Origin of the sequence: Actinomycetospora soli, from assembly GCF_021026295.1 — a bacterium.
Classification (GTDB): Bacteria; Actinomycetota; Actinomycetes; order Mycobacteriales; family Pseudonocardiaceae; genus Actinomycetospora; species Actinomycetospora soli.
In genome coordinates, this window is the sequence record NZ_JAJNDA010000005.1 from 59,870 (window position 1) to 77,719 (window position 17,850).

Genomic DNA, 17,850 nt, shown 5'->3' on the forward strand with positions numbered 1-17,850 from the left:
CCCACTTCACACCCGTCGTCAGGAAATAGTCAAGGCGTACTAGTCCGAGCCGCAGGTTCCGCCTACGGTGGGCGCGTGCCGGCCTCTCCGAACGCCCCGCTCCCGGTGCAGCAGCGCGCCTGGGAGACCCGCGAGCGGATCCTCGCGGCCGCGGTCGCCTGCCTGGCCGAGGACGGCTACGCGGCCGCCACCACCGCGCGGATCCAGGGCCGGTCCGGGGTCTCGCGGGGCAGCCTCCTGCACCAGTTCCCCTCCCGGGAGCACCTGCTCGTCGCGGCCGTGCAGCACCTCGCCGCCGCACGGACCGCCACCCTCGACGCGCCGCCCTTCGCACGCGGCGACGTCGACGCCTCGATCGACGCGTTGTGGAACTCCCACCACGGCACGCTGTTCGCCGCGACCGTCGAGCTGTGGGTGGCCGCGAAGAACCACCCCGATCTCGCGGCTGCCCTCGCCCCCCGCGAACGCGAGCTGGGCCGCGCCATCCGGGCTGCCGTCGCGGAGATGTTCGGGCCCGACCTCGCGGGCCGCCCGTGGTTCGGCGACTTCGTCTCCGTGCTGCTCACCAGCCTGCGGGGCGCCGCGCTGACCTACACCTTCGAGGCCCGTGACCGGTCCGCCGACCCGCTGCTCGGGGTCTGGAAGCGGCTCGTCCGGCTCTACCTCGCGAGCGACGAGGGGGAGGCCGGCGCTACGGCTGGACCACCTGGTCGCCGTTCGCGAGCGTCGCAATCGTGACGCTCCCCAGGGCGCCGTGGCGGTCGAACATCGTCACGGTGCCGAGGGCGATGCCGTCGGACTCGACGCGGGACTCCGCGAACACGCCGACCCCGTCCCCGGCGTCGGGGACGCGCGCGATCGTCAGCGTCAGGTCCGCGTTGATGTACTCCACGCCGAGCGTGCCCCAGCTCGACGTCAGGTTGGCCGCGTCGGCGATCGCCGCCAGGTGCGCGAACCCGCTCGGCTCCTCGCCCTCGACGATCGGCGCGGCCGGGAACCAGGTCGCCTTCCGGGCCGCGTTCTCCTGCCGGCGGTCGGTGGTCCAGTCCCCGTCGGCGCGGTAGAGCGTCGGCTCGTCGGGATCGGGGACCAGGTCGGCGGGCGGCGGCGCGGGCACCGCGGGCAGCGGCGCCGTCCACGTCGTCCCCGCCGTCGGGCCACCGGTGGCCAGCAGCAGCAGGGACCCGCGCGCCACCGTCCCGGACGCCTGCACCAGGGCCACGTCGATCAGGCGCAGGCGCCGGCCGCCCCGCACGACCGTCGCCTCGACCCGGCTCGGCACCATCCCGCCCGGCCGGAACAGGTCGACGCTCCAGCGCACCGGCCGGAAGCGTTCGGGCTTCTCGAGCTGCGCGGCGGCGCGCTCGGCGCCGCGGGCCAGGATCCCGCTGACCGCCGTCCCGCGCGCCTGCCCCGGCCCGTCCGGCCCGCCCCACCCGCTCGTCGCCCGCCGCAGCGGCGTCAGCTCGTCGCCGTCGGCCCGGAAGAACGCCGTGGGTCTGGTGGTCACGCGGGCGATCTTCGCAGCCGCCGCCGGCCGCGCTCGACCCGACGATGCGGCGCCCCTGTCAGGCCCTGACGACGCCTGCGGGTCCCTCTCGTGACGGCGGCGCCCGCAGTCGGCTACCTGATCAACGCCTGGACCTCGCGGAACGCGGGATTCGTGCTGGCACCGAGCCACTCGAACACCACCATCTCGGTGGTCACCACCTCGACGCCGTGGTCGCGCATCCGTGCGACCGCGGCGTCGCGGTTCTCCGGCGCCCGGCTGCCGACCGCGTCGGCCACCACGGCCACGTCGTGCCCCGCGGCGCGCAGCGCGAGCACGGTCTGGAGCACGCACACGTGCGCCTCGCACCCGCACACCACGGCCCGTGGCCGGGGCAGCTCCAGCTCCGCCGCGAAGGTCGACTTCGTGACGGCGGGTCCGGGCAGCAGGTCCGCGATCTCAGCCACGGTGGGCCCGAGCTTCGTCGGCTCCTGCTCGGTGGTGGTGACGGGGACGTCGAGCAGGGTCGCCGCGCGGACGAGCCGCCCGGCGTTGCGCAGCACCTCGGGCGCGCCGGAGATCGCCGGCATCAGCCGCTCCTGCAGGTCGACGACGAGCAGGACCGAGTCCTCCGCGGTGAGCGCCGGCATGCCGCCAACGTAGCCGCGAGTCGGCAGGATCCGAACCGGTCGTCCCGTGGGCCGCCGGCGCACGATCCGGACCTGCGGAGCGATGTGGTCGCTGGGCGAGCACTTCGCGCGGCGCGTTGGGATCTTGGGGGACGGGTCGGGACGTCGACCCGCCGTCGGGATGGGCGAGGTGCTGGTGGCGCAAGATCCGGACCTGCGGAGCGAAGTGCTCGCTGAGCGAGCACTTCGCTCCGCGCGTCGGGATCTTGCTCGACGTGGAGGTGGCGCTCACGGGCCGGAGGCGGTAGATCACCGGGCATGACCACTGCATCCGGCGTCCCGCGCGGCAGCTCCGCTCCGCTGCGTGCCGCAGCGTCCGGCGTCCCGCGCGGCAGCTCCGCTCCGCTGCGTGCCGCAGCAGCCGGCGTCCCGCGCGGCAGCTCCGCTCCGCTGCGTGTCGCAGCGGGGTGGACCGAGCGGGTCCAGCACTACCGGGAGCGGTTCGGCACGTTCCTGGAGATCGAGGTCGGGCCGCTCGAGGAGGAGCTGGCGCGCCAGGACGTCGGCACCCCGTTCAACCCACACCTCGACGACGCCGGCCGCATGCACCCCGCGGTGTGGGAGGCCCGGCGGGAGGCGCAGCGCCGGTCGGCGGCGGCCGGGCTGTACGCCCCGCACGTGCCCGGGCCGGGGACCACCCGGTTCACCCGCCCCGAGATGCAGCACGTCGAGGAGTTCGTCTACCACCGCAGCGGGCTCGGCCTCGGGCTCGCCGCCCTGGCATGGACCGAGGGGCCGAACGACGCGATCGAGTACTGCACGCCCGCCGCGCGCGAGCACTGGGTCGACCCGCTGAAGCGCGCCGAGATCACCGCCGCGTTCGCGAACACCGAGCCGAGCGTCGGCACCGACGTCCTGGCCATCACCACGCGGGCGCGCCAGGACGGCGACGACTGGATCCTCGACGGCCACAAGGCGTGGATCACCAACGCGCACTTCTGCGACGTCATCCAGGTCACCGCCGTCACCGAGCCCGGCGCCGGGACGCGCAGCCTGACGATGTTCCTCGTCGACGCGAACGCGCCCGGCGTCACCCGGGGCCGCGACATCCCGACGATGCTCGACGACGGCCTCACCGGCGAACTGCACTTCGACGGCGTCCGCATCCCGGCCGAGGACGTGGTGGGGCAGCCCGGCGACGGGTTCGCGCTGGCGATGACGTGGATCAACTGGCGACGGATGATCCGCGGCGGGATGTGCGCCGGGTGGGGGCAGTGGCTGCTGGAGCGCGCCGTCGGCCGGGCGCGCACCCGGACGGTCGGCGGTCGGCCGATCGCCGAGCAGCAGGTCGTCGCGCACATGCTCGCCGACATGGACGCCGACGTGTACACCGCGCGGGCGGCGTCGCTGCAGCTGCAGGTCGACCTGGAGGCGTTGCCCGGCGGCCCGGCCGCGGTGCCGCTCGACCCGGCCGGCCCGCGCCTGATGAGCCTGCTCAAGGTGGTCAACGACGAGGCGTTCTTCCGGGTCGCGGACCGCGCGATGCAGGTCCACGGCGGCGCGGGACTCCGGAAGGGCTCGCCGGAGGAGAAGCTCTTCCGCATCGCGCGGAACCTCAGGATCCCGGCGGGGACCGACGAGATCCAGCGCAACGCGATCGCGCGGGGCCTGCTGCGGTGACCCTCGCCGCCGTCACGGGCCGCTTCCAGCCGGTGCACGACCAGCACCTCGAGCTGTTCGCCCACGCGCTCGCCCACCACGACGAGCTCGTGGTGGCCGTGACCAACCCCGACCGCGGGGCCCGTCGTCGGGAAGCCACCTCGGAACACCGGCACACCGACGCGGCGAACCCGTTCACGTTCCACCAGCGGGTCCGGCTGCTGACGGCCGCTCTCGCGGGGGCCGGCCTGACGGCGACGGTGGTGCCGTTCGACCTCACCCGTCCCGAGGTCTGGGGTGAGTACGTCCCGCTCGACGCGCAGCACTACGTGCGGGCGTACTCGGCCTGGGAGGTGGAGAAGGCCGCGCAGCTGCGCGCCGGCGGCTACGCGGTGACCGTGCTCGACGGCGACCCGGGGGCGAAGCTCGACGCGACCGACATCCGGGCCGGGTTCGACGACGGGTCCTGGGAGCGGCTGGTGCCCGCGTCGACCGTCCCCGTCCTCAGGAGCCTGCTCTGATCGCGTACGGCGAGACCCAGCCCCGGCTCGTCGACGACCGGCTGCCGGTCGTGCTGGTGGTCCTCGACGGGCTCGGCGACCGTCCGGTCCCGGAGCTCGGCGACCGGACCCCCGCCGAGGCCGCGCACACCCCGGTCCTCGACGCGCTCGCCGCCCGCGGCTGCTCCGGGTGGCACCTGCCGTTCGGCTGGGGCCGCGCGCCGGCCTCGGAGCTCGCGCACTGGGCGATGTTCGGGTTCGGCGACGTGCCGTTCCCGGGTCGGGCGGTGCTGGAGGCGCTCGGTGCGGGCCTCGAGGTCCCGACGGGGACGGCGGTCACCCATGCCGCCCTCCGCGCCTCGCGCGTCGAGGACGGCCGGGTGTGGATCACCGGCCGGTGCGCTCCCGACGACGCCGACGACGCGGCCGCGCTGTTCGAGGCGGTGCGGCCGGTGGCCGCCGGCCACGGGGTCGAGCTGCGGCCGCTCGGGCGCCGCGGGGAGGCGTTGCTGACGCTGCCCGGGCACGACGACGGGTCCGTGACGGACTCCGATCCGTTCTTCGAGGACCGGCACCCCTGGTTGGCCGTGCAGCCCTGCACCCCGTCGGCGGCCGCGACGGCGGAGACGCTCACGACGTTCCTGCGCGAGGCCCGGCGCACGTTGGTCGGGCACCCGGTCAACCGGCGCCGCTGGGGTCGCCCGCCGCTCGACGTCCTGACGACGAAGTGGTCCGGCCGGCGCGACCCGCTGCCCTCGTTCACCGAGGTCACCGGGGTCGACGGGGCCGCCGTCACGTCCACCGGCCTCTACCGCGGGATCGCCGCGCTGCTCGGGATGGACGCGCGGCACCTGGCCCCCGCACCCGACGTCGGGACCGACCTCGCGGCCCGGCTGGAGGCGGCGGACGAGCTGATCGCGGGCGGCGCGCGGTTCGTGCACGTGCACACGAAGGCGACCGACGAGGCCGGGCACACGAAGCGGCCCCGGGCCAAGCTCGAGGTGCTGGAGGCGGCCGACCCCGGGCTGGCCGGGCTGCTGGAGCTCGCCGAGCGCGCGGTGGTGGCCGTGACCGGCGACCACGCGACGCCGTCGGTCGACGGCGTGCTGCACACCGGTGACCCGACCCCGCTCGTCGTCGCCGGCCCGACCGTCCGGCCGGACCCCGTGACCGCCTTCGGCGAGGCACCCGCGGCCTCCGGCTGGTACGGCCGGATCACCGCCGCCGAACTGCTGCCACTGCTGTTCGGCTCGGCCAACCGGCCCGACTTCCTCGGTCACCGCCCGTCGCCGCGCCGCACCCTCGCCCTGCCCGACCACCCGGAGCCGATGACCCCCTAGAGCACCTGCCCGAGCGCGAGGGTGAAGCCGAGGCCGACGACCGACGCGATCGACACCCCGAGCGAGCAGGTCTTCAACGCCCCGCGCACGCTCTGGCCGAGCAGGGACTGGAGCAGCCAGAAGGTGTTGCTCGTGACGTGCACCGCGAAGAGCGCGCCGCTGCCCGCGGCGAGGGCGACGAGCACCGGGTCCAGACCGATCGCCGGGGCGACCGGGGCGAGGATGCCGGCCGCGGTGATCGCGGAGATCGTCACCGAGCCGACCGCGACGTGCAGCACCGCTGCGGTGAGCCACACGGTCGCGAGGGGCAGCGCGGTGTTCGCCGAGAACAGGCCGCCGAGGACGTCGCCGAGCCCCGACCGGGAGATCGCCTCGGCCAGCGAGCCGCCGACCCCCGTCAGGACGAGGATCAGCCCGCTCTCCCGGAAACCCTCGGCGAGCGGCTCCTCCGAACCCTCCCGACCCAGCACCCGCCGGGCCACCACCATCGTGCCGAGCACGCCGAGGAGCAGGGCGATCGGCGGCGCCGACACGACCGCGAGCACGGGGTGTCCGAGCCCGGCGACCTCGGCCACGGCCCCGGCCGCGATGAGCAGCAGCGCCCCCAGCAGCGGCGCCAGCATCACCGGCAGCGAGGTCTTCCCGACGACGGGTGCGGCCTCCGTGGCCGTCGCGGGTGCCGGTCCCGGCTGCTCGACGGCGGGATGATCGACGGCGGGCGGCTCGACGGCGGGCGGTTCGTCGCGCGCCGGGTCCCACCAGCGGGACAGCAGGGCGCCGGTGACGGCGGTGGCGACGATGACGGTCGGGACGAGGACCAGGACACCGAACAGCAGCATGCGCCCGAGGGGGACGCCGAGGACACCGGCGATCGCGACGGTGCCGATGCCGGGCACCATCATCACGATCCCGCACTCGCACCCGATGGCGAGGGCGGCCGCCATCCGCGGGACGCCACCCGGGCCGATCCGGGCGGCGATCCGGCGGGCGAGCGGCGCGGCGATCACGAGCAGGACGTCGACGAAGATCGGCTGGAGCACGGTCGCGCACGCCACCGCCATCGTCTGCGGCATCCGGCGCGGCCCGAACCACCGGAGCAGCGTCGCGACGAGACGCTCGATCGCGCCCATCGCCCGGAGCAGCGACCCGATGAGCACGCCGAAGGCGATGAGCAGGCCCGCCTCGGCGAGGATGTCGCCGAAGCCGTCGGTCAGGGCCTCGACGGTGCCGACGGGGCCCTGACCGGTCGCGAGGCCGACGGCCGTGGCGGCCAGGGCGAGGACGACGGCCGGGTGCACCCGGAGCCGCACGATGAGCAGCACCGCGAGCAGGACGACGACCGCCGTGACGGTGACGAGGTACCAACCGGGCATCAGGTCATCATCGGGAAACGGACATCACGTGTCGAACCGGGACCATCCGCCGGCGAGCTGCCGTTCACCCCTCTGACCTGCGCGTTCGCAGTGCCACACTCCGGGCATGACGACGACCGCGGACGCACCCGCCGTCGAGAAGCCGGCGGCGCCGCCGGCGCCCGCCCCGGTGCGGCAGGACCCGCCGTCGGGACGGAGCACCCCCTGGATCGTGGCGCTGCTGGTGCTCGTCACCGGCATGTTCATGTCGGTGCTCGACGTCAGCATCGTCAACGTCGCGATCCCGTCGATGCAGAAGGACTTCGGGGTCACCACCGACGAGATCCAGTGGGTGTCGACGGCGTACTCGCTCGCCCTCGGCGTGATCGTGCCGGTGAGCGCGTGGCTGGGGGAGCGGCTGGGGCTGGGGCGCGCCTACGTGCTCTCGCTGGTCGGGTTCGGCCTCGGCTCCGCGCTGTGCGGGCTCGCCTGGGACATCAACTCGATGATCGCGTTCCGCATCCTGCAGGCGGTCCCGGGCGGGATCATCCCCGTCGTCGCGCTGTCGATGGTCTACCGGATCGTGCCGCGCGAGCGGATCGGCGCGGCCATGGGGATGTACGGGCTGGGGATCGTCTTCGCGCCCGCCGTCGGGCCGACCCTCGGCGGCTATCTCGTCGAGTACGTCGACTGGCGGCTCATCTTCTTCATCAACGTGCCGATCGGCGTCGTCGGCGCGGTCGCGGCCGTGGTGTGGCTGCCGATGGAGCGCGGGGCGCGCGGCCGCCGCTTCGACGTCCTGGGCTTCCTGACGATCGCCGTGGGCCTGTTCTCGCTGCTCCTGGCCCTGTCGGAGGGGCAGTCGTGGGGCTGGACCTCGTACCCGGTGCTGATCCTGCTCACCGTGGGGCTGCTCTCGCTCGCGCTGTTCGTGGTGATCGAGCTCGAGGTCGACCAGCCGCTGCTGGACGTGCGCGTCTTCTCGTCCTGGCCGTTCACCAACTCGTTGCTGCTGATCGCCGTGCTGTCGGTGGGCCTGTTCGGGGTGCTGTTCTTCATCCCGCTCTTCCTGCAGCAGAGCCAGGGACTCGGGGCGTTCGACACGGGGCTGCTGCTGTTGCCGCAGGCGCTCGTGATGGGTCTGCTCATGCCGGTGGCGGGGCGGCTGTACGACACGATCGGGCCACGCCGGCCCGCCGTGATCGGGCTGACGATCCTGGCGCTCGGGACGTGGATGCTGCGTGACCTGTCGATCGACACGTCGTGGGACGAGCTGCGGTGGATCCTCGTGTTCCGGGCGGTCGGGATGGGCCTCGCGATGATGCCGATCATGACCGGCGGCATCTCCGCCGTCCCGCCCGACCGCGTCTCGGGCGCGAGCGCGTTCAACAACGTCACGCAGCGGACCACCTCGGCCATGGGGCTCGCGGCGCTCACCGCCCTGCTCTCCGCGCAGCAGGCGCAGGAGGGCAGCGACACCGGCGCGGCGACGCACATGGCGCCGCACACGCCGATGCTCGAGCAGTACCTGAGCTACTCGCAGGTGCAGGCGCACGCCTTCGTCACCGCGGTCGACGACCTCATGATGGTGACGGCGGGGCTCACCGCGCTGGGAGTGCTGCTGGCGTTCCGCCTGCGCTCCGGGCCGGCGCCGGCCCCGTCGTCGGGACCCGCCGTCATGGAGTGAGGCCGCGGGCCTCGACGAACGCCGCGCGCAGTGCGGCGGGCCCGATGTGCGACATCCGGGCGCCGAAGGTGAGGTAGAGCCCGGCCAGCCCGATCCAGGACCAGGCACCCATGGTCAGGCGGCAGGTCGTGGCGTCGACGACGTCCACGACGGCGCCGCCGGGGGCGAACTCGGCGACCATGGCCGCGGGCAGGTCGAGGTGCGCCTCGCCGAGGCAGGGCCAGGGCGCGGGGTGGCCGCCGCGGTCGGGCGTGGTCCGGACGAGGCTCACGGGGTCGGTGGGCAGGGCGCGCGGCCGGAAGCGCGCGTGCGTCGGGGCGTGCAGGTGGATGCGGTCGAGGCGCAGCACCCGCCACTCGTCGGCCGTGTGAGCCACGAGGTACCAGCGGGCGGCCCAGACGACGAGGTGGTGGGGCTCGACGCGCAGCTCCTCCTCGTTGTGGGTCACCCGCAGCACCTGGGTGTCCCGCACGGCCCGTCCGACCTGCTCGACGACCGCGGCGTCGATGGGCTCGGCGGGGAACTCCCACTGGTTCGGGACGACGGTGACGGTGAAGGCGTCGGCGGTCGGGCGCAGGCGGCGGGGGAGGGCGTTCGTGACGGTGGTCCGGGCTCTCCGCGCCGACTCCTCGATCCCGCGGAGCACGGCCGTCGAGGTCTGGAGCGCGATGACCGTGGCCACGGCCTGGTCCTCGTCGAACACGATCGGCGGGACCGCACCGCCCGGTCCGAGCCGGTAGCCGCCGTGCACGCCCTTGACCGGTTCGACCGCGTAGCCGAGCTCCCGGAGCGTGTCGACGTCGCGGCGCAGTGTGCGGTCGGAGACTTCGAGCCGTTCGCGCAGCTCCCGCCCCGGGATCGTGCGCCCGGTACCGAGGAGGGACAGGAGAGTCAGCGTCCGGGCGGAGGTCGTGGGCACGGGGTGAGGATGCCGGGTTGATCGCGGTTGATCCGTTCGCGATCGAGAAGTTGCTCCGGACGGACTCTGGATCTTCTCGAACTGGTGTTCGATCGTAGGGGTATGGCGATCGAGGCAGGGTGGGACCCCGACACGGGGCTGCCGCTGCCTGACGACCCGCCGTTCGTGCCGCTCTCGGAGGAGGAGCTCGCGGCGTGGGCGGTCGAGGACGCCCTCACGCCGATCTCGGCGTACTCCTTCCACGATGAGGAGGAGCCGCCACTCGCGGCGGAGCCCGCCTGGGCCGTTCCGGGTGTCTCCGACGCTGAGGCGTCCTCGGACGGGGAGGGTGTGTCGGCGGAGTCGTTGGCGTTGTTGGCCGAGGGCGCGGCGGCGGTCCGGGCCCGACGGTTGGCGGGGGCCCGGCTGTACCGGGCGATCAACGCCATCCGTGACAGCGATGTGCTCGACGAGACCGGGTACCGGCGGATGTCGCGGCTGCTCGAGGACCACCTGCGCCTGGACCCCACCACGGTCCGCCTGCTCGAGCGGCAGGCGGACGCGCTGCGCGAGACGGTGACCCCGACCGGGGCGAGGACACCGGCGGATCTGCCGGCGACGGCGGCGGTGGTCGAGGACGGGCTGGTCGACGAGCATCACGTCGAGATCATCCGCAAGACCATGCAACGTCTCGGCACGGTGCCTGGTTTGGAGCCGGCGGTGCTGGCGACGGCGGAGGAGCAGTTGGCCGCGCTGGCCACCACCCACAGCCCGAAGGCGTTGTTCTCGGCGGCGACGGTGATCGCGGATCGGCTCGATCCCGACGGGGCGGCGCCGAAGGACGACGACGCGTCGGGCAACGAGTTGCGCTATACCAAGCGCCGCAACGGTGACCTGCACGCCAAACTCGTGCTGCGGGAACGGACCGCGGCGGCGTTGTTCGACGACGCGATCCGCGCCGCCACGCCTGCTCCGGCGTCGTCGGTGGTGGCCGACCCGGACACCGGGGCCGCCCCGGAATCCGCCGACGGCAACCGTGGGCACGACCCGCGCGACGAGGCCGACCGCTCCCTCCCGGCCCGGCAGGCCTCCGGGCTGCTGGACCTGATCTCCGCCAGCCACCACGCCGGCCTCAACGAACCCGACCCCGAGCCCGGCACCGGGCAGGCGGCGATGCCGTTCCCCGACGGCGACAGCGACGGCGACCCCGACACCACCGCGCCCGCCGCGTCCGCAACGTCCGCCACGGACAAGCCTGCGGCCGGCCGCGACACCGGAGCCGATGTCACCGGCACCGGTTCCGACGCGAACCGCGCACCGGAGCCCGCCACCGACGAGCCCTCGCCCGAGAACGACGCGGGAACCGGTGCCACCGGCACCGGATCCGACGCCACCTCCGAGCGCGAGCCCGAGCCCGAGGCGGACGAGCCCTCGATGTTCGGCCCCGGCGCGCCCACGCCGGACCACGAATCCGATGCAACTACTGAGTCCGAGGCCGATGAACCACCGCCTCCGCGGCGGCCGTGGACCCCACCGGACGTCGACACCATGGCGCTACCCGGGCGGGAACGCGTCACCCTGACCGTGACGCTGGACTACGAGACGCTGCGCCAACAACTCGCCGACACCAGCACCGCACTGGCCCTGCTCGGCGACTCCACCTGGATCCACCCCGACACCGCCCGCCGGTTGGCCTGCGACGCCGACATCATCCCCATGCTGCTCGGCTCGAAGGGCGAAGTCCTCGACGTCGGCCGCAAAACCCGCTCGATCCCCACCGCCACCGCCCGCGCCGTCACCCGCCGCGACCGGCACTGCGCCTTCCCCGGCTGCCGCCGACGCGCCCGGCACTCCGAGATCCACCACATCATCCACTGGGCCCACGGCGGACACACCGAACCCGACAACCTCGTCTGCCTCTGCCGGTATCACCACGACCTGGTCCACCACAGCGGCTGGGACGTCCACATGACCGACCACATGCCCTGGTTCCGACCCCCCACATGGCTCGACCCCACCCGACAACCCCGACACAACCGGCCCTGGCAGCGGGTCTGACGTCTCGCTCAGGTCGTGGGGTGGAGATGGTGGATGTCGAACGGCTTGTTCGTGACGAAGAGGAACGTGCAGTCGCCGTCCTCGGTCGCGCCGTGCTCCATCGACCCGCCCTCGGGGAACCAGACGAAGCTGCCCGGGCCGTAGGTGCCCTGGTGGGTCTGCAGGGTCCCGGAGAGCACATAGATCCCGTGCCCGCAGGGGTGCGTGTGCTACGGGTTCACGAAGCCGGCCCGGTAGACCATCTTCACCATCATCATCCCGGTCTCGGGGTCGTCGACCAGCGGGACGTGCTCGAGCACGGCACCGATCGCCGGGACCGGGAAGTCCTGCCACTCGGCCGTGGTGGTGTCGGTGACGACGAGCTCGACCGGCTCGGGAGGGGTGCTCATGGGGAGGGGCCTGCGCCGCCGCGATGACGAGACGATGTCAGCCGGAAGGCGGACAGGTCACGGCGGTCGACCTCAGAGCACGACGGCCAGACCGGCGGACGCGATCCGCGCGCGGGTCCGGGCGACGGCGCCGCGCGTGGCGTCCCGGCGACGGCCGTCGGTGTCCACGCGGCCGTCGGCGACGGCGAGTGGGGCGGCCGAGAGATCGGCGACCAGGGCACACCACCACAGCGTGTCCACCGTGGCGGACTCCTCGCGGTCGAAGCCGCCGAGATCCACCCCGACCTGTCCCGCCTCGACCTCAGCGGCCAGCTGGTGGGCGACGAGACCCAGCAGGCGCGCCGGGTAGCTCCGCGCACGCAGGAATCGCGCCGCGTCGAGCGGCGGGAACCCGGTGCGCACCGCGACGGGGGAGCGGCCGACGTCGAGCAGGACCGCCGCGTGGATCAACCACTCCCGGTCGACCCCGGGCAGGCCGGCGAGTCGTACGGCCTCGCGGGCTCGGCCCTGGGTGTGGCGCCACCGCTCCGGGAGGTGGTCCGCCAGCAGGGTCTCGGCGAGCGCCCGCGACGCGGCGAACGACGGCAGGTCGGACGACACGGGCGGCGACGCTAGCCCCGCCCGACGATCACCGCGACGCCCGGCGACCACGGTCACCTGCCCGGCGCCGAACGCCTCACGCCCCCGGTGGACGTGGCGTCGGCGCCGAAGGCGGTCGGCGACCTCAGCGACCGGTCCACTGCGGGGCGCGCTTCTCGGCGAACGCCCGCGGACCCTCCCTGGCGTCCTCGCTCGCGAAGATGCGGGTGCGGACCTCGGAGTTGGCCGCCCACGCGTCGTCACCGAGCTCGTCGAGGTGGGCCGCCGCGATCATGAGGCCCTTCGACTCGCGGACCGCGACCGGCGCGTTCGCGGCGATCGTCGCCGCCATCGCCCGGGCCGCCTCCAGTGCGGTGCCGGCCGGCGCCACCCGGTTGGCGAGGCCCAGCTCATAGGCACGGGCCGCGCTGATCGGGGCGCCGGTCATCGCGATCTCGAGGGCGACCGCTCGCGGGATGCGCTGCGGCAGCCGGAGCAGGCCGCCGGCTGCCGCGACCAGCCCGCGGGTGACCTCGGGGAGACCGAGCTGCGCGTTCTCGTCGACGACCGCGAGGTCGCAGGAGAGCATGAGCTCGCAGCCGCCGCCGAAGGCGAGGCCGTTGACGGCGGCGATCGTCGGGGTGGCCACCTCCTGCCGGGCGAAGCCGCCGAAGCCCCACTCCGGGTGGTCGGCGTCGGAGAGCGTGTCGCCCTGGGCGACCGCCTTCAGGTCGGCGCCCGCGCTGAACGCCCGGCCGGTGCCGGTCACGACGATCGCGCGGACCGCCTCGTCGTCGTCCGCGGCCCGCAGCGCCCGCCCGAGCGCCGTGGCGACCGAGGAGTTGATCGCGTTGAGCGCCTTCGGACGGTCGAGCGTGATGACGGTGATCCCGTCGGCCGTCTCGACCCGCACCTCATCGGACACCAGCAGTCCCCTTCCCGAGAATCTCCGACCGCGCCGCGGCGTCGTCCGCGCCCTGCACCTCGGCGGCCAGCGAGCGCAGCGTCTCGCGGTCCGCGTCGTCGCGCACCGCGATCGAGAACTCGACGTCGGTGACCACCGGGGCGTACCGCTCGAGCAGGCGCCGACCGATCTCGTCGTGCAGCCCGATCACGACGAACCGGTCCAGCGTCTCGTCGTCGATCATGCCCGGCAGGGCCTCCCACCGCTGCGCCTTCGACAGCTCCTTGGCCTCCGCGGCGAGGTCGGAGAGCCCGAGGTGGTCGAACGCGGCGCGATAGCCCGGCGTCGAGGCGTAGAACGCGATCCGCGCCCGGGCGTCCTCCACCTTGCGCGCCAGCTCCTCGTCGGTCCGCGCGGAGGCGACGAGGGGCTTCATGCACACCCGGAAGTCCTCGAGGGACCGGCCGGCGCGCGCGGCGCCGCGACGGACCGCCGGCAGCATCACCTCCGCGATGTAGCTCGGCGTGCACACCGGGTGCGGCCGGATGCCGTCGGCGACCTCCCCGGCCACGGCGCACATGTACGGGTTCACCGCGGCGAGGTGGACCGGGATGTCGGGGTGCTCGATCGGCCCGGCGTCGAACAGCGGCACCATGAGGTCGAGGCGGTAGTGCTCGCCGGAGAAGTCGAGCGGGGTCCCGTGCTGCCAGGTGTCCCACACGGCCCGCATCGCCTGCACGTACTCCCGCATCCACGGGGCCGGCGGGTGCCACTCCATGCCGTAGCGGCGCCGGACGTGCCCGCGGACCTGCGTCCCGAGCCCGAGGGTGAACCGCCCACCGGAGAGCTTCTGCTGCGTCCACGCCTGCAGCGCCATGACCGTCGGGCTGCGGGGGAAGGCGATCGTGACGGCGGTGGTGGTGCGCAGCCGCGTCGTCGCGGCGGCGGCCAGCGCCAGGACGACGAACGGGTCGTCCTTCGTCTCCTCCACGGCCAGCCCGCCGTATCCGATCTCCTCCAGGAGCCGCGCCGTCCCGGCGACCGCGTGCAGATCCAGCGGCGCCTCCGGGGCCCGCAGCCCGGGGTCGACCTTGCCGAGGGGCAGCAGTGTCTCCAGGCGCACGCGTCCGAGCCTTCACGACGACGGGTGCTGGTGCACCCTGGGTGCCATGTCGGAGGACCAGGGTGGCGACCCCGTGTGCTGGGCCCACCTGCTCTGCCCCGCGTGCGGGGCCATGCCCGATCCGGAGGACCCGGCGTCGGGACGATGTCCGCGCTGCGGGGAGGAGATCGAGCGATGACGGCGGAGAACACCCGCGACCTCGAGCAGGAGATCGTCCGGGACTTCACCGAGAACCTCTCGTACGGGCGCTACCTGCACCTCGACGAGCTGCTCGACGCGCAGCACCCGCGCAGCGACCACCACGACGAGATGCTGTTCGTCATCCAGCACCAGACCTCGGAGCTGTGGCTGAAGCTGGCGCTGCACGAGCTGCTGACCGCGTGCGACGACCTGGCCCGCGACGAGCTCTCGCTCGCGCTGAAGCGGCTCGCACGGGTCAAGCACGTGCAGCGCCAGCTCATCGAGCAGTGGTCGGTGCTCGCCACGCTCACGCCGAGCGAGTACCACGAGTTCCGGGGGTTCCTCGGCACGTCGTCGGGGTTCCAGAGCTACCAGTACCGCGCCGTCGAGTTCCTGCTCGGCAACAAGAACGCCGCGATGCTGGAGCTGTTCGCCGACGACCCGACGGCGCAGCGGGTGCTCACCGAGGCCCTCGAGCGGCCCAGCCTCTACGACGAGTTCCTGCGCCTGCTCGCCCGCCGCGGCCACCGGGTCCCACCCGAGCTGCTGGAGCGGGACGTGACGCGGGCGCACGTCGAGAACGCGGGCCTCGTCGAGGTGTTCCGCGGCATCTACGCCGACCCGGACAACGCCTGGGACCTCTACGAGACGTGCGAGGAGCTCGTCGACATCGAGGAGAACATGCAGTTCTGGCGGTTCCGCCACCTCAAGACCGTCGAGCGCACGATCGGGTTCCGCCGGGGGACCGGTGGGTCGAGCGGCGCGGGCTTCCTGCGCCGGGCCCTCGAACTGACGTTCTTCCCGGAGCTCTACGCGGTGCGCACGGCGCTCTAGGTATCGCGACTCGCCGCGTCCCGCAGGAGTTCCACCCCGACGGCGGGTGCCGCTAGCCTCCGGCGCTGACCAGCAGGTTCACGCACCAGCCTGATACGGGGAGGCCGTCATGGCGGGCAAGTTCGAGGTCTACGAGGACAAGTCGGGCAAGTTCCGGTTCCGGCTCAAGGCGAGCAACGGCCAGATCGTCGCGAGCGGCGAGGCCTACGAGACCAGGGCCGCGGCCAGGAAGGGCTGCGAGTCGGTGCAGAAGGCCGCGGACGGCGCGAGCGTCACCGAGGTCTGAGGACCGTCACGACCTCCACGGGCCGGCGGCCCGCCCGATCGGACGGGCGGGACGCCGGCCCGTCCCGCGTTCCGGGGCGACGCCGTCGGTGGGGCCTGGCAGAGTCCGGACCCGACGTCGTCGCCGACCCGGAGGTCCCCGTGAGCGAGCTCGAGACCCTGCGCATGCTGATCGGCGGCAAGGCCGTCGACGCGATCTCCGGGAAGACGTTCGAGTCGCAGAACCCGTACACGGGGCAGAGCTGGGCGGTCGTGCCGGACGGCGACACCGACGACATCGACACCGCGGTGGCCGCCGCGCGGTCGGCGTTCGACGGCGAGTGGGGTGCGATGACGCCCTTTGCCCGCGCCGCCTGCCTGCGCCGGCTCGGCGACCTGATCACCGAGAACGCGGAGCGGCTGGCGCGCCTCGAGGTGAACGACTCGGGGAAGCTCTACCGCGAGATGCTCGGCCAGCTGAACGCGCTGGGCGGCTGGTACCACTACTACGCGGGCCTCGCGACGGCGATCGAGGGCGCGCAGCCGCCGTCGCCGAACCCGAACTACCTGGTCTACACCCGCCGCGAGCCGGTGGGCGTCGTCGCGGCGATCACCCCCTGGAACTCCCCGCTGCTGCTGATGAGCTGGAAGGTCGCGCCGGCCCTGGCGGCCGGCTGCACCGTGGTGATCAAGCCGAGCGAGCACGCGCCGGGCTCCACGCTCGGGTTCGCGGAGCTCGTCGAGCAGGCGGGCATCCCGGCGGGCGTGGTCAACGTGGTCACCACGCTGCGGGGCGAGGTCGGCGGGCACCTGGCGGCGCACCCGGGCGTCGACAAGGTCGCGTTCACCGGCTCCACCGCCACCGGCATCAAGGTCGGCCACGCCGCGATGGACAACCTCAACCCGGTCACCCTGGAACTGGGCGGGAAGTCCCCGCAGGTCGTGTTCCCCGACGCCGACCTGCAGGCCGCCGCCAACGGCCTCGTCGCGGGCGTGTTCGCCGCGACCGGGCAGACCTGCATGGCGGGCTCGCGGCTGGTGGTCCACGCCGACGTGCACGACGAGCTCGTCCGGCTCGTCGCCGAGCGGGCCGGGCAGATCAAGCTCGGTGACCCGTTCGGCGAGGACACCGAGATGGGTCCGGTGGCGAACGGACCGCAGTACGAGAAGGTCCTGGGCTACCTCGAGACCGCGCGGAACGAGGGCGCGACGATCCAGTACGGCGGATCGGCCGAGGAGGCGCTCGGCGGCTACTTCGTGAAGCCGACGGTGCTCACCGTCAAGCCGAGCGACACCGTCTTCCGCGAGGAGGTGTTCGGTCCGGTCCTCTCGGCGGTGACGTTCACCGACGAGGAGGAGGCCATCACGCTGGCGAACGACACGCCCTACGGCTTGGCAGGCGCGGTGTGGACCAAGGACGTGCACCGGGCGCACCGCGTCGCCGGGAGGATCCGGGCCGGCACGGTGTGGATCAACGCGTACCGCGCGGTCGCGCCGAGCGTGCCGTTCGGCGGCTACAAGATGTCGGGCCTCGGCCGGGAGAACGGGCACGCCGGGCTCGAGCCCTACCTCGAGACGAAGTCGGTGTGGGTGGAGCTCACGGGCGGCACTCGCGACCCGTTCACGCTGGGCTGATCTGCACCTGCGGCTCCCGCCCCGGGACGAGGACGGTCAGCACGACGCCGAGCGCGGTGCCGTCGTCGTCCCGGGCGGCGGTCGAGAGCACCAGCCGCCGCCCGTGGCGCACGGGCTGCACCGCCCCGGCGCCGGGGTAGGGCGGGTCGAACGCGACCCGGTGCAGCCCGGCCACCCGGTCCACGTCGGTCGCGAGCGATCCTGCTGCGCGCAGCAGGGCGTCGTCGTCGGCGTCCGCGGGAACACCCGTGCCGAGCCGGCGGGCGAGGTGCAGTCGCAACGCCCCGGCGACCACGAGGCGACGGGCCGCGGGATCGCTCACGGCCACAT

At 73.8% G+C, this 17,850-nt stretch carries 19 protein-coding genes and 1 pseudogene; 10 read left to right on the forward strand and 10 right to left on the reverse strand.

Features of this window, described 5'->3' with window-relative positions; all coding sequences use genetic code 11:
• Nucleotides 1–75 precede the first annotated feature (75 nt).
• Nucleotides 76–738, forward strand: coding sequence for a TetR/AcrR family transcriptional regulator (locus LN037_RS09390; protein WP_230751679.1), 663 nt, complete (start codon nucleotides 76–78; stop codon nucleotides 736–738).
• Here LN037_RS09390 and LN037_RS09395 read toward each other — a convergent pair.
• Together LN037_RS09395 and LN037_RS09400 are read right to left on the reverse strand one after the other, a co-directional pair.
• Nucleotides 692–1,510, reverse strand: a complete 819-nt coding sequence (locus tag LN037_RS09395; RefSeq protein ID WP_230751680.1) for an acyl-CoA thioesterase domain-containing protein — start codon at nucleotides 1,508–1,510, stop codon at nucleotides 692–694. The genes LN037_RS09390 and LN037_RS09395 overlap by 47 nt on opposite strands.
• A gap of 113 nt (nucleotides 1,511–1,623) precedes the next feature.
• Complete coding sequence (locus LN037_RS09400) at nucleotides 1,624–2,139, reverse strand: isochorismatase family protein (RefSeq protein ID WP_230751681.1); 516 nt, start codon at nucleotides 2,137–2,139, stop codon at nucleotides 1,624–1,626.
• A 297-nt stretch (nucleotides 2,140–2,436) separates the two neighbouring features.
• Here LN037_RS09400 and LN037_RS09405 point away from each other — a divergent pair, with 297 nt between their 5' ends.
• Genes LN037_RS09405 through LN037_RS09415 form a run of 3 tightly spaced genes read left to right on the forward strand, consistent with a single transcriptional unit; the run spans nucleotide 2,437 to nucleotide 5,617 of the window.
• Nucleotides 2,437–3,798, forward strand: a complete 1,362-nt coding sequence (locus LN037_RS09405; RefSeq protein ID WP_230751682.1) for an acyl-CoA dehydrogenase family protein — start codon at nucleotides 2,437–2,439, stop codon at nucleotides 3,796–3,798.
• Complete coding sequence (locus LN037_RS09410; protein WP_230751683.1) at nucleotides 3,795–4,298, forward strand: nucleotidyl transferase family protein; 504 nt, start codon at nucleotides 3,795–3,797, stop codon at nucleotides 4,296–4,298. The genes LN037_RS09405 and LN037_RS09410 overlap by 4 nt, the downstream gene beginning before the upstream one ends.
• Nucleotides 4,299–4,348: 50 nt before the next feature.
• Entirely contained in the window at nucleotides 4,349–5,617 is a 1,269-nt protein-coding gene (locus LN037_RS09415; RefSeq protein ID WP_230751684.1) for a BPG-independent phosphoglycerate mutase family protein, read from the forward strand.
• Here the strand turns inward: LN037_RS09415 and LN037_RS09420 are convergent.
• Nucleotides 5,614–6,990, reverse strand: coding sequence for a GntP family permease (locus LN037_RS09420; protein ID WP_230751685.1), 1,377 nt, complete (start codon nucleotides 6,988–6,990; stop codon nucleotides 5,614–5,616). The genes LN037_RS09415 and LN037_RS09420 overlap by 4 nt on opposite strands.
• A gap of 106 nt (nucleotides 6,991–7,096) precedes the next feature.
• Between LN037_RS09420 and LN037_RS09425 the strand changes: the two genes are divergently transcribed.
• Complete coding sequence (locus tag LN037_RS09425; RefSeq protein ID WP_230751686.1) at nucleotides 7,097–8,656, forward strand: DHA2 family efflux MFS transporter permease subunit; 1,560 nt, start codon at nucleotides 7,097–7,099, stop codon at nucleotides 8,654–8,656.
• On the opposite strand, the gene LN037_RS09430 is transcribed toward LN037_RS09425, so the two are convergent.
• Complete coding sequence (locus tag LN037_RS09430) at nucleotides 8,646–9,575, reverse strand: helix-turn-helix transcriptional regulator (protein ID WP_230751687.1); 930 nt, start codon at nucleotides 9,573–9,575, stop codon at nucleotides 8,646–8,648. The genes LN037_RS09425 and LN037_RS09430 overlap by 11 nt on opposite strands.
• A gap of 102 nt (nucleotides 9,576–9,677) precedes the next feature.
• On the opposite strand from LN037_RS09430, the gene LN037_RS09435 reads away from it, so the two are divergent.
• Nucleotides 9,678–11,612, forward strand: a complete 1,935-nt coding sequence (locus tag LN037_RS09435; RefSeq protein ID WP_230751688.1) for an HNH endonuclease signature motif containing protein — start codon at nucleotides 9,678–9,680, stop codon at nucleotides 11,610–11,612.
• 8 nt (nucleotides 11,613–11,620) lie between these two features.
• Here LN037_RS09435 and LN037_RS09440 read toward each other — a convergent pair.
• The 5 genes and pseudogenes from LN037_RS09440 to LN037_RS09460 form a co-directional block, all read right to left on the reverse strand.
• Nucleotides 11,621–11,809 (reverse strand): annotated as a pseudogene (locus tag LN037_RS09440) (cupin domain-containing protein); the annotation flags it as partial.
• Between the two features lie 12 nt (nucleotides 11,810–11,821).
• The gene (locus LN037_RS09445) at nucleotides 11,822–12,001 is read right to left on the reverse strand and encodes a hypothetical protein (RefSeq protein WP_230751690.1); all 180 of its coding nucleotides are present in this window, start codon (nucleotides 11,999–12,001) and stop codon (nucleotides 11,822–11,824) included.
• 72 nt (nucleotides 12,002–12,073) lie between these two features.
• The gene (locus LN037_RS09450; protein ID WP_230751691.1) at nucleotides 12,074–12,601 is read right to left on the reverse strand and encodes a phosphohydrolase; all 528 of its coding nucleotides are present in this window, start codon (nucleotides 12,599–12,601) and stop codon (nucleotides 12,074–12,076) included.
• Between the two features lie 124 nt (nucleotides 12,602–12,725).
• Nucleotides 12,726–13,505, reverse strand: coding sequence for a crotonase/enoyl-CoA hydratase family protein (locus tag LN037_RS09455; protein WP_230751692.1), 780 nt, complete (start codon nucleotides 13,503–13,505; stop codon nucleotides 12,726–12,728).
• Nucleotides 13,495–14,607, reverse strand: coding sequence for a TIGR03617 family F420-dependent LLM class oxidoreductase (locus LN037_RS09460; protein WP_230751693.1), 1,113 nt, complete (start codon nucleotides 14,605–14,607; stop codon nucleotides 13,495–13,497). Before LN037_RS09460 ends, LN037_RS09455 begins: the two co-directional genes overlap by 11 nt.
• Nucleotides 14,608–14,653: 46 nt before the next feature.
• Here LN037_RS09460 and LN037_RS32360 point away from each other — a divergent pair, with 46 nt between their 5' ends.
• From LN037_RS32360 to LN037_RS09475, 4 genes are all read left to right on the forward strand, one after another.
• On the forward strand, nucleotides 14,654–14,785 hold the full coding sequence (locus LN037_RS32360) for a hypothetical protein (RefSeq protein WP_255693720.1): 132 nt from the start codon (nucleotides 14,654–14,656) through the stop codon (nucleotides 14,783–14,785).
• Nucleotides 14,782–15,621: a tryptophan 2,3-dioxygenase gene (gene kynA, locus LN037_RS09465; protein WP_230751694.1), complete on the forward strand. Its 840-nt coding sequence runs from the start codon at nucleotides 14,782–14,784 to the stop codon at nucleotides 15,619–15,621. Before LN037_RS32360 ends, kynA begins: the two co-directional genes overlap by 4 nt.
• A gap of 109 nt (nucleotides 15,622–15,730) precedes the next feature.
• Nucleotides 15,731–15,907: a YegP family protein gene (locus LN037_RS09470; protein ID WP_230751695.1), complete on the forward strand. Its 177-nt coding sequence runs from the start codon at nucleotides 15,731–15,733 to the stop codon at nucleotides 15,905–15,907.
• A 140-nt stretch (nucleotides 15,908–16,047) separates the two neighbouring features.
• Nucleotides 16,048–17,520, forward strand: coding sequence for an aldehyde dehydrogenase (locus tag LN037_RS09475; RefSeq protein ID WP_230751696.1), 1,473 nt, complete (start codon nucleotides 16,048–16,050; stop codon nucleotides 17,518–17,520).
• On the opposite strand, the gene LN037_RS09480 is transcribed toward LN037_RS09475, so the two are convergent.
• A complete protein-coding gene (locus LN037_RS09480; protein WP_230751697.1) occupies nucleotides 17,507–17,842 on the reverse strand; it encodes a hypothetical protein in 336 nt (111 codons plus the stop codon). The genes LN037_RS09475 and LN037_RS09480 overlap by 14 nt on opposite strands.
• Nucleotides 17,843–17,850: the final 8 nt, after the last annotated feature.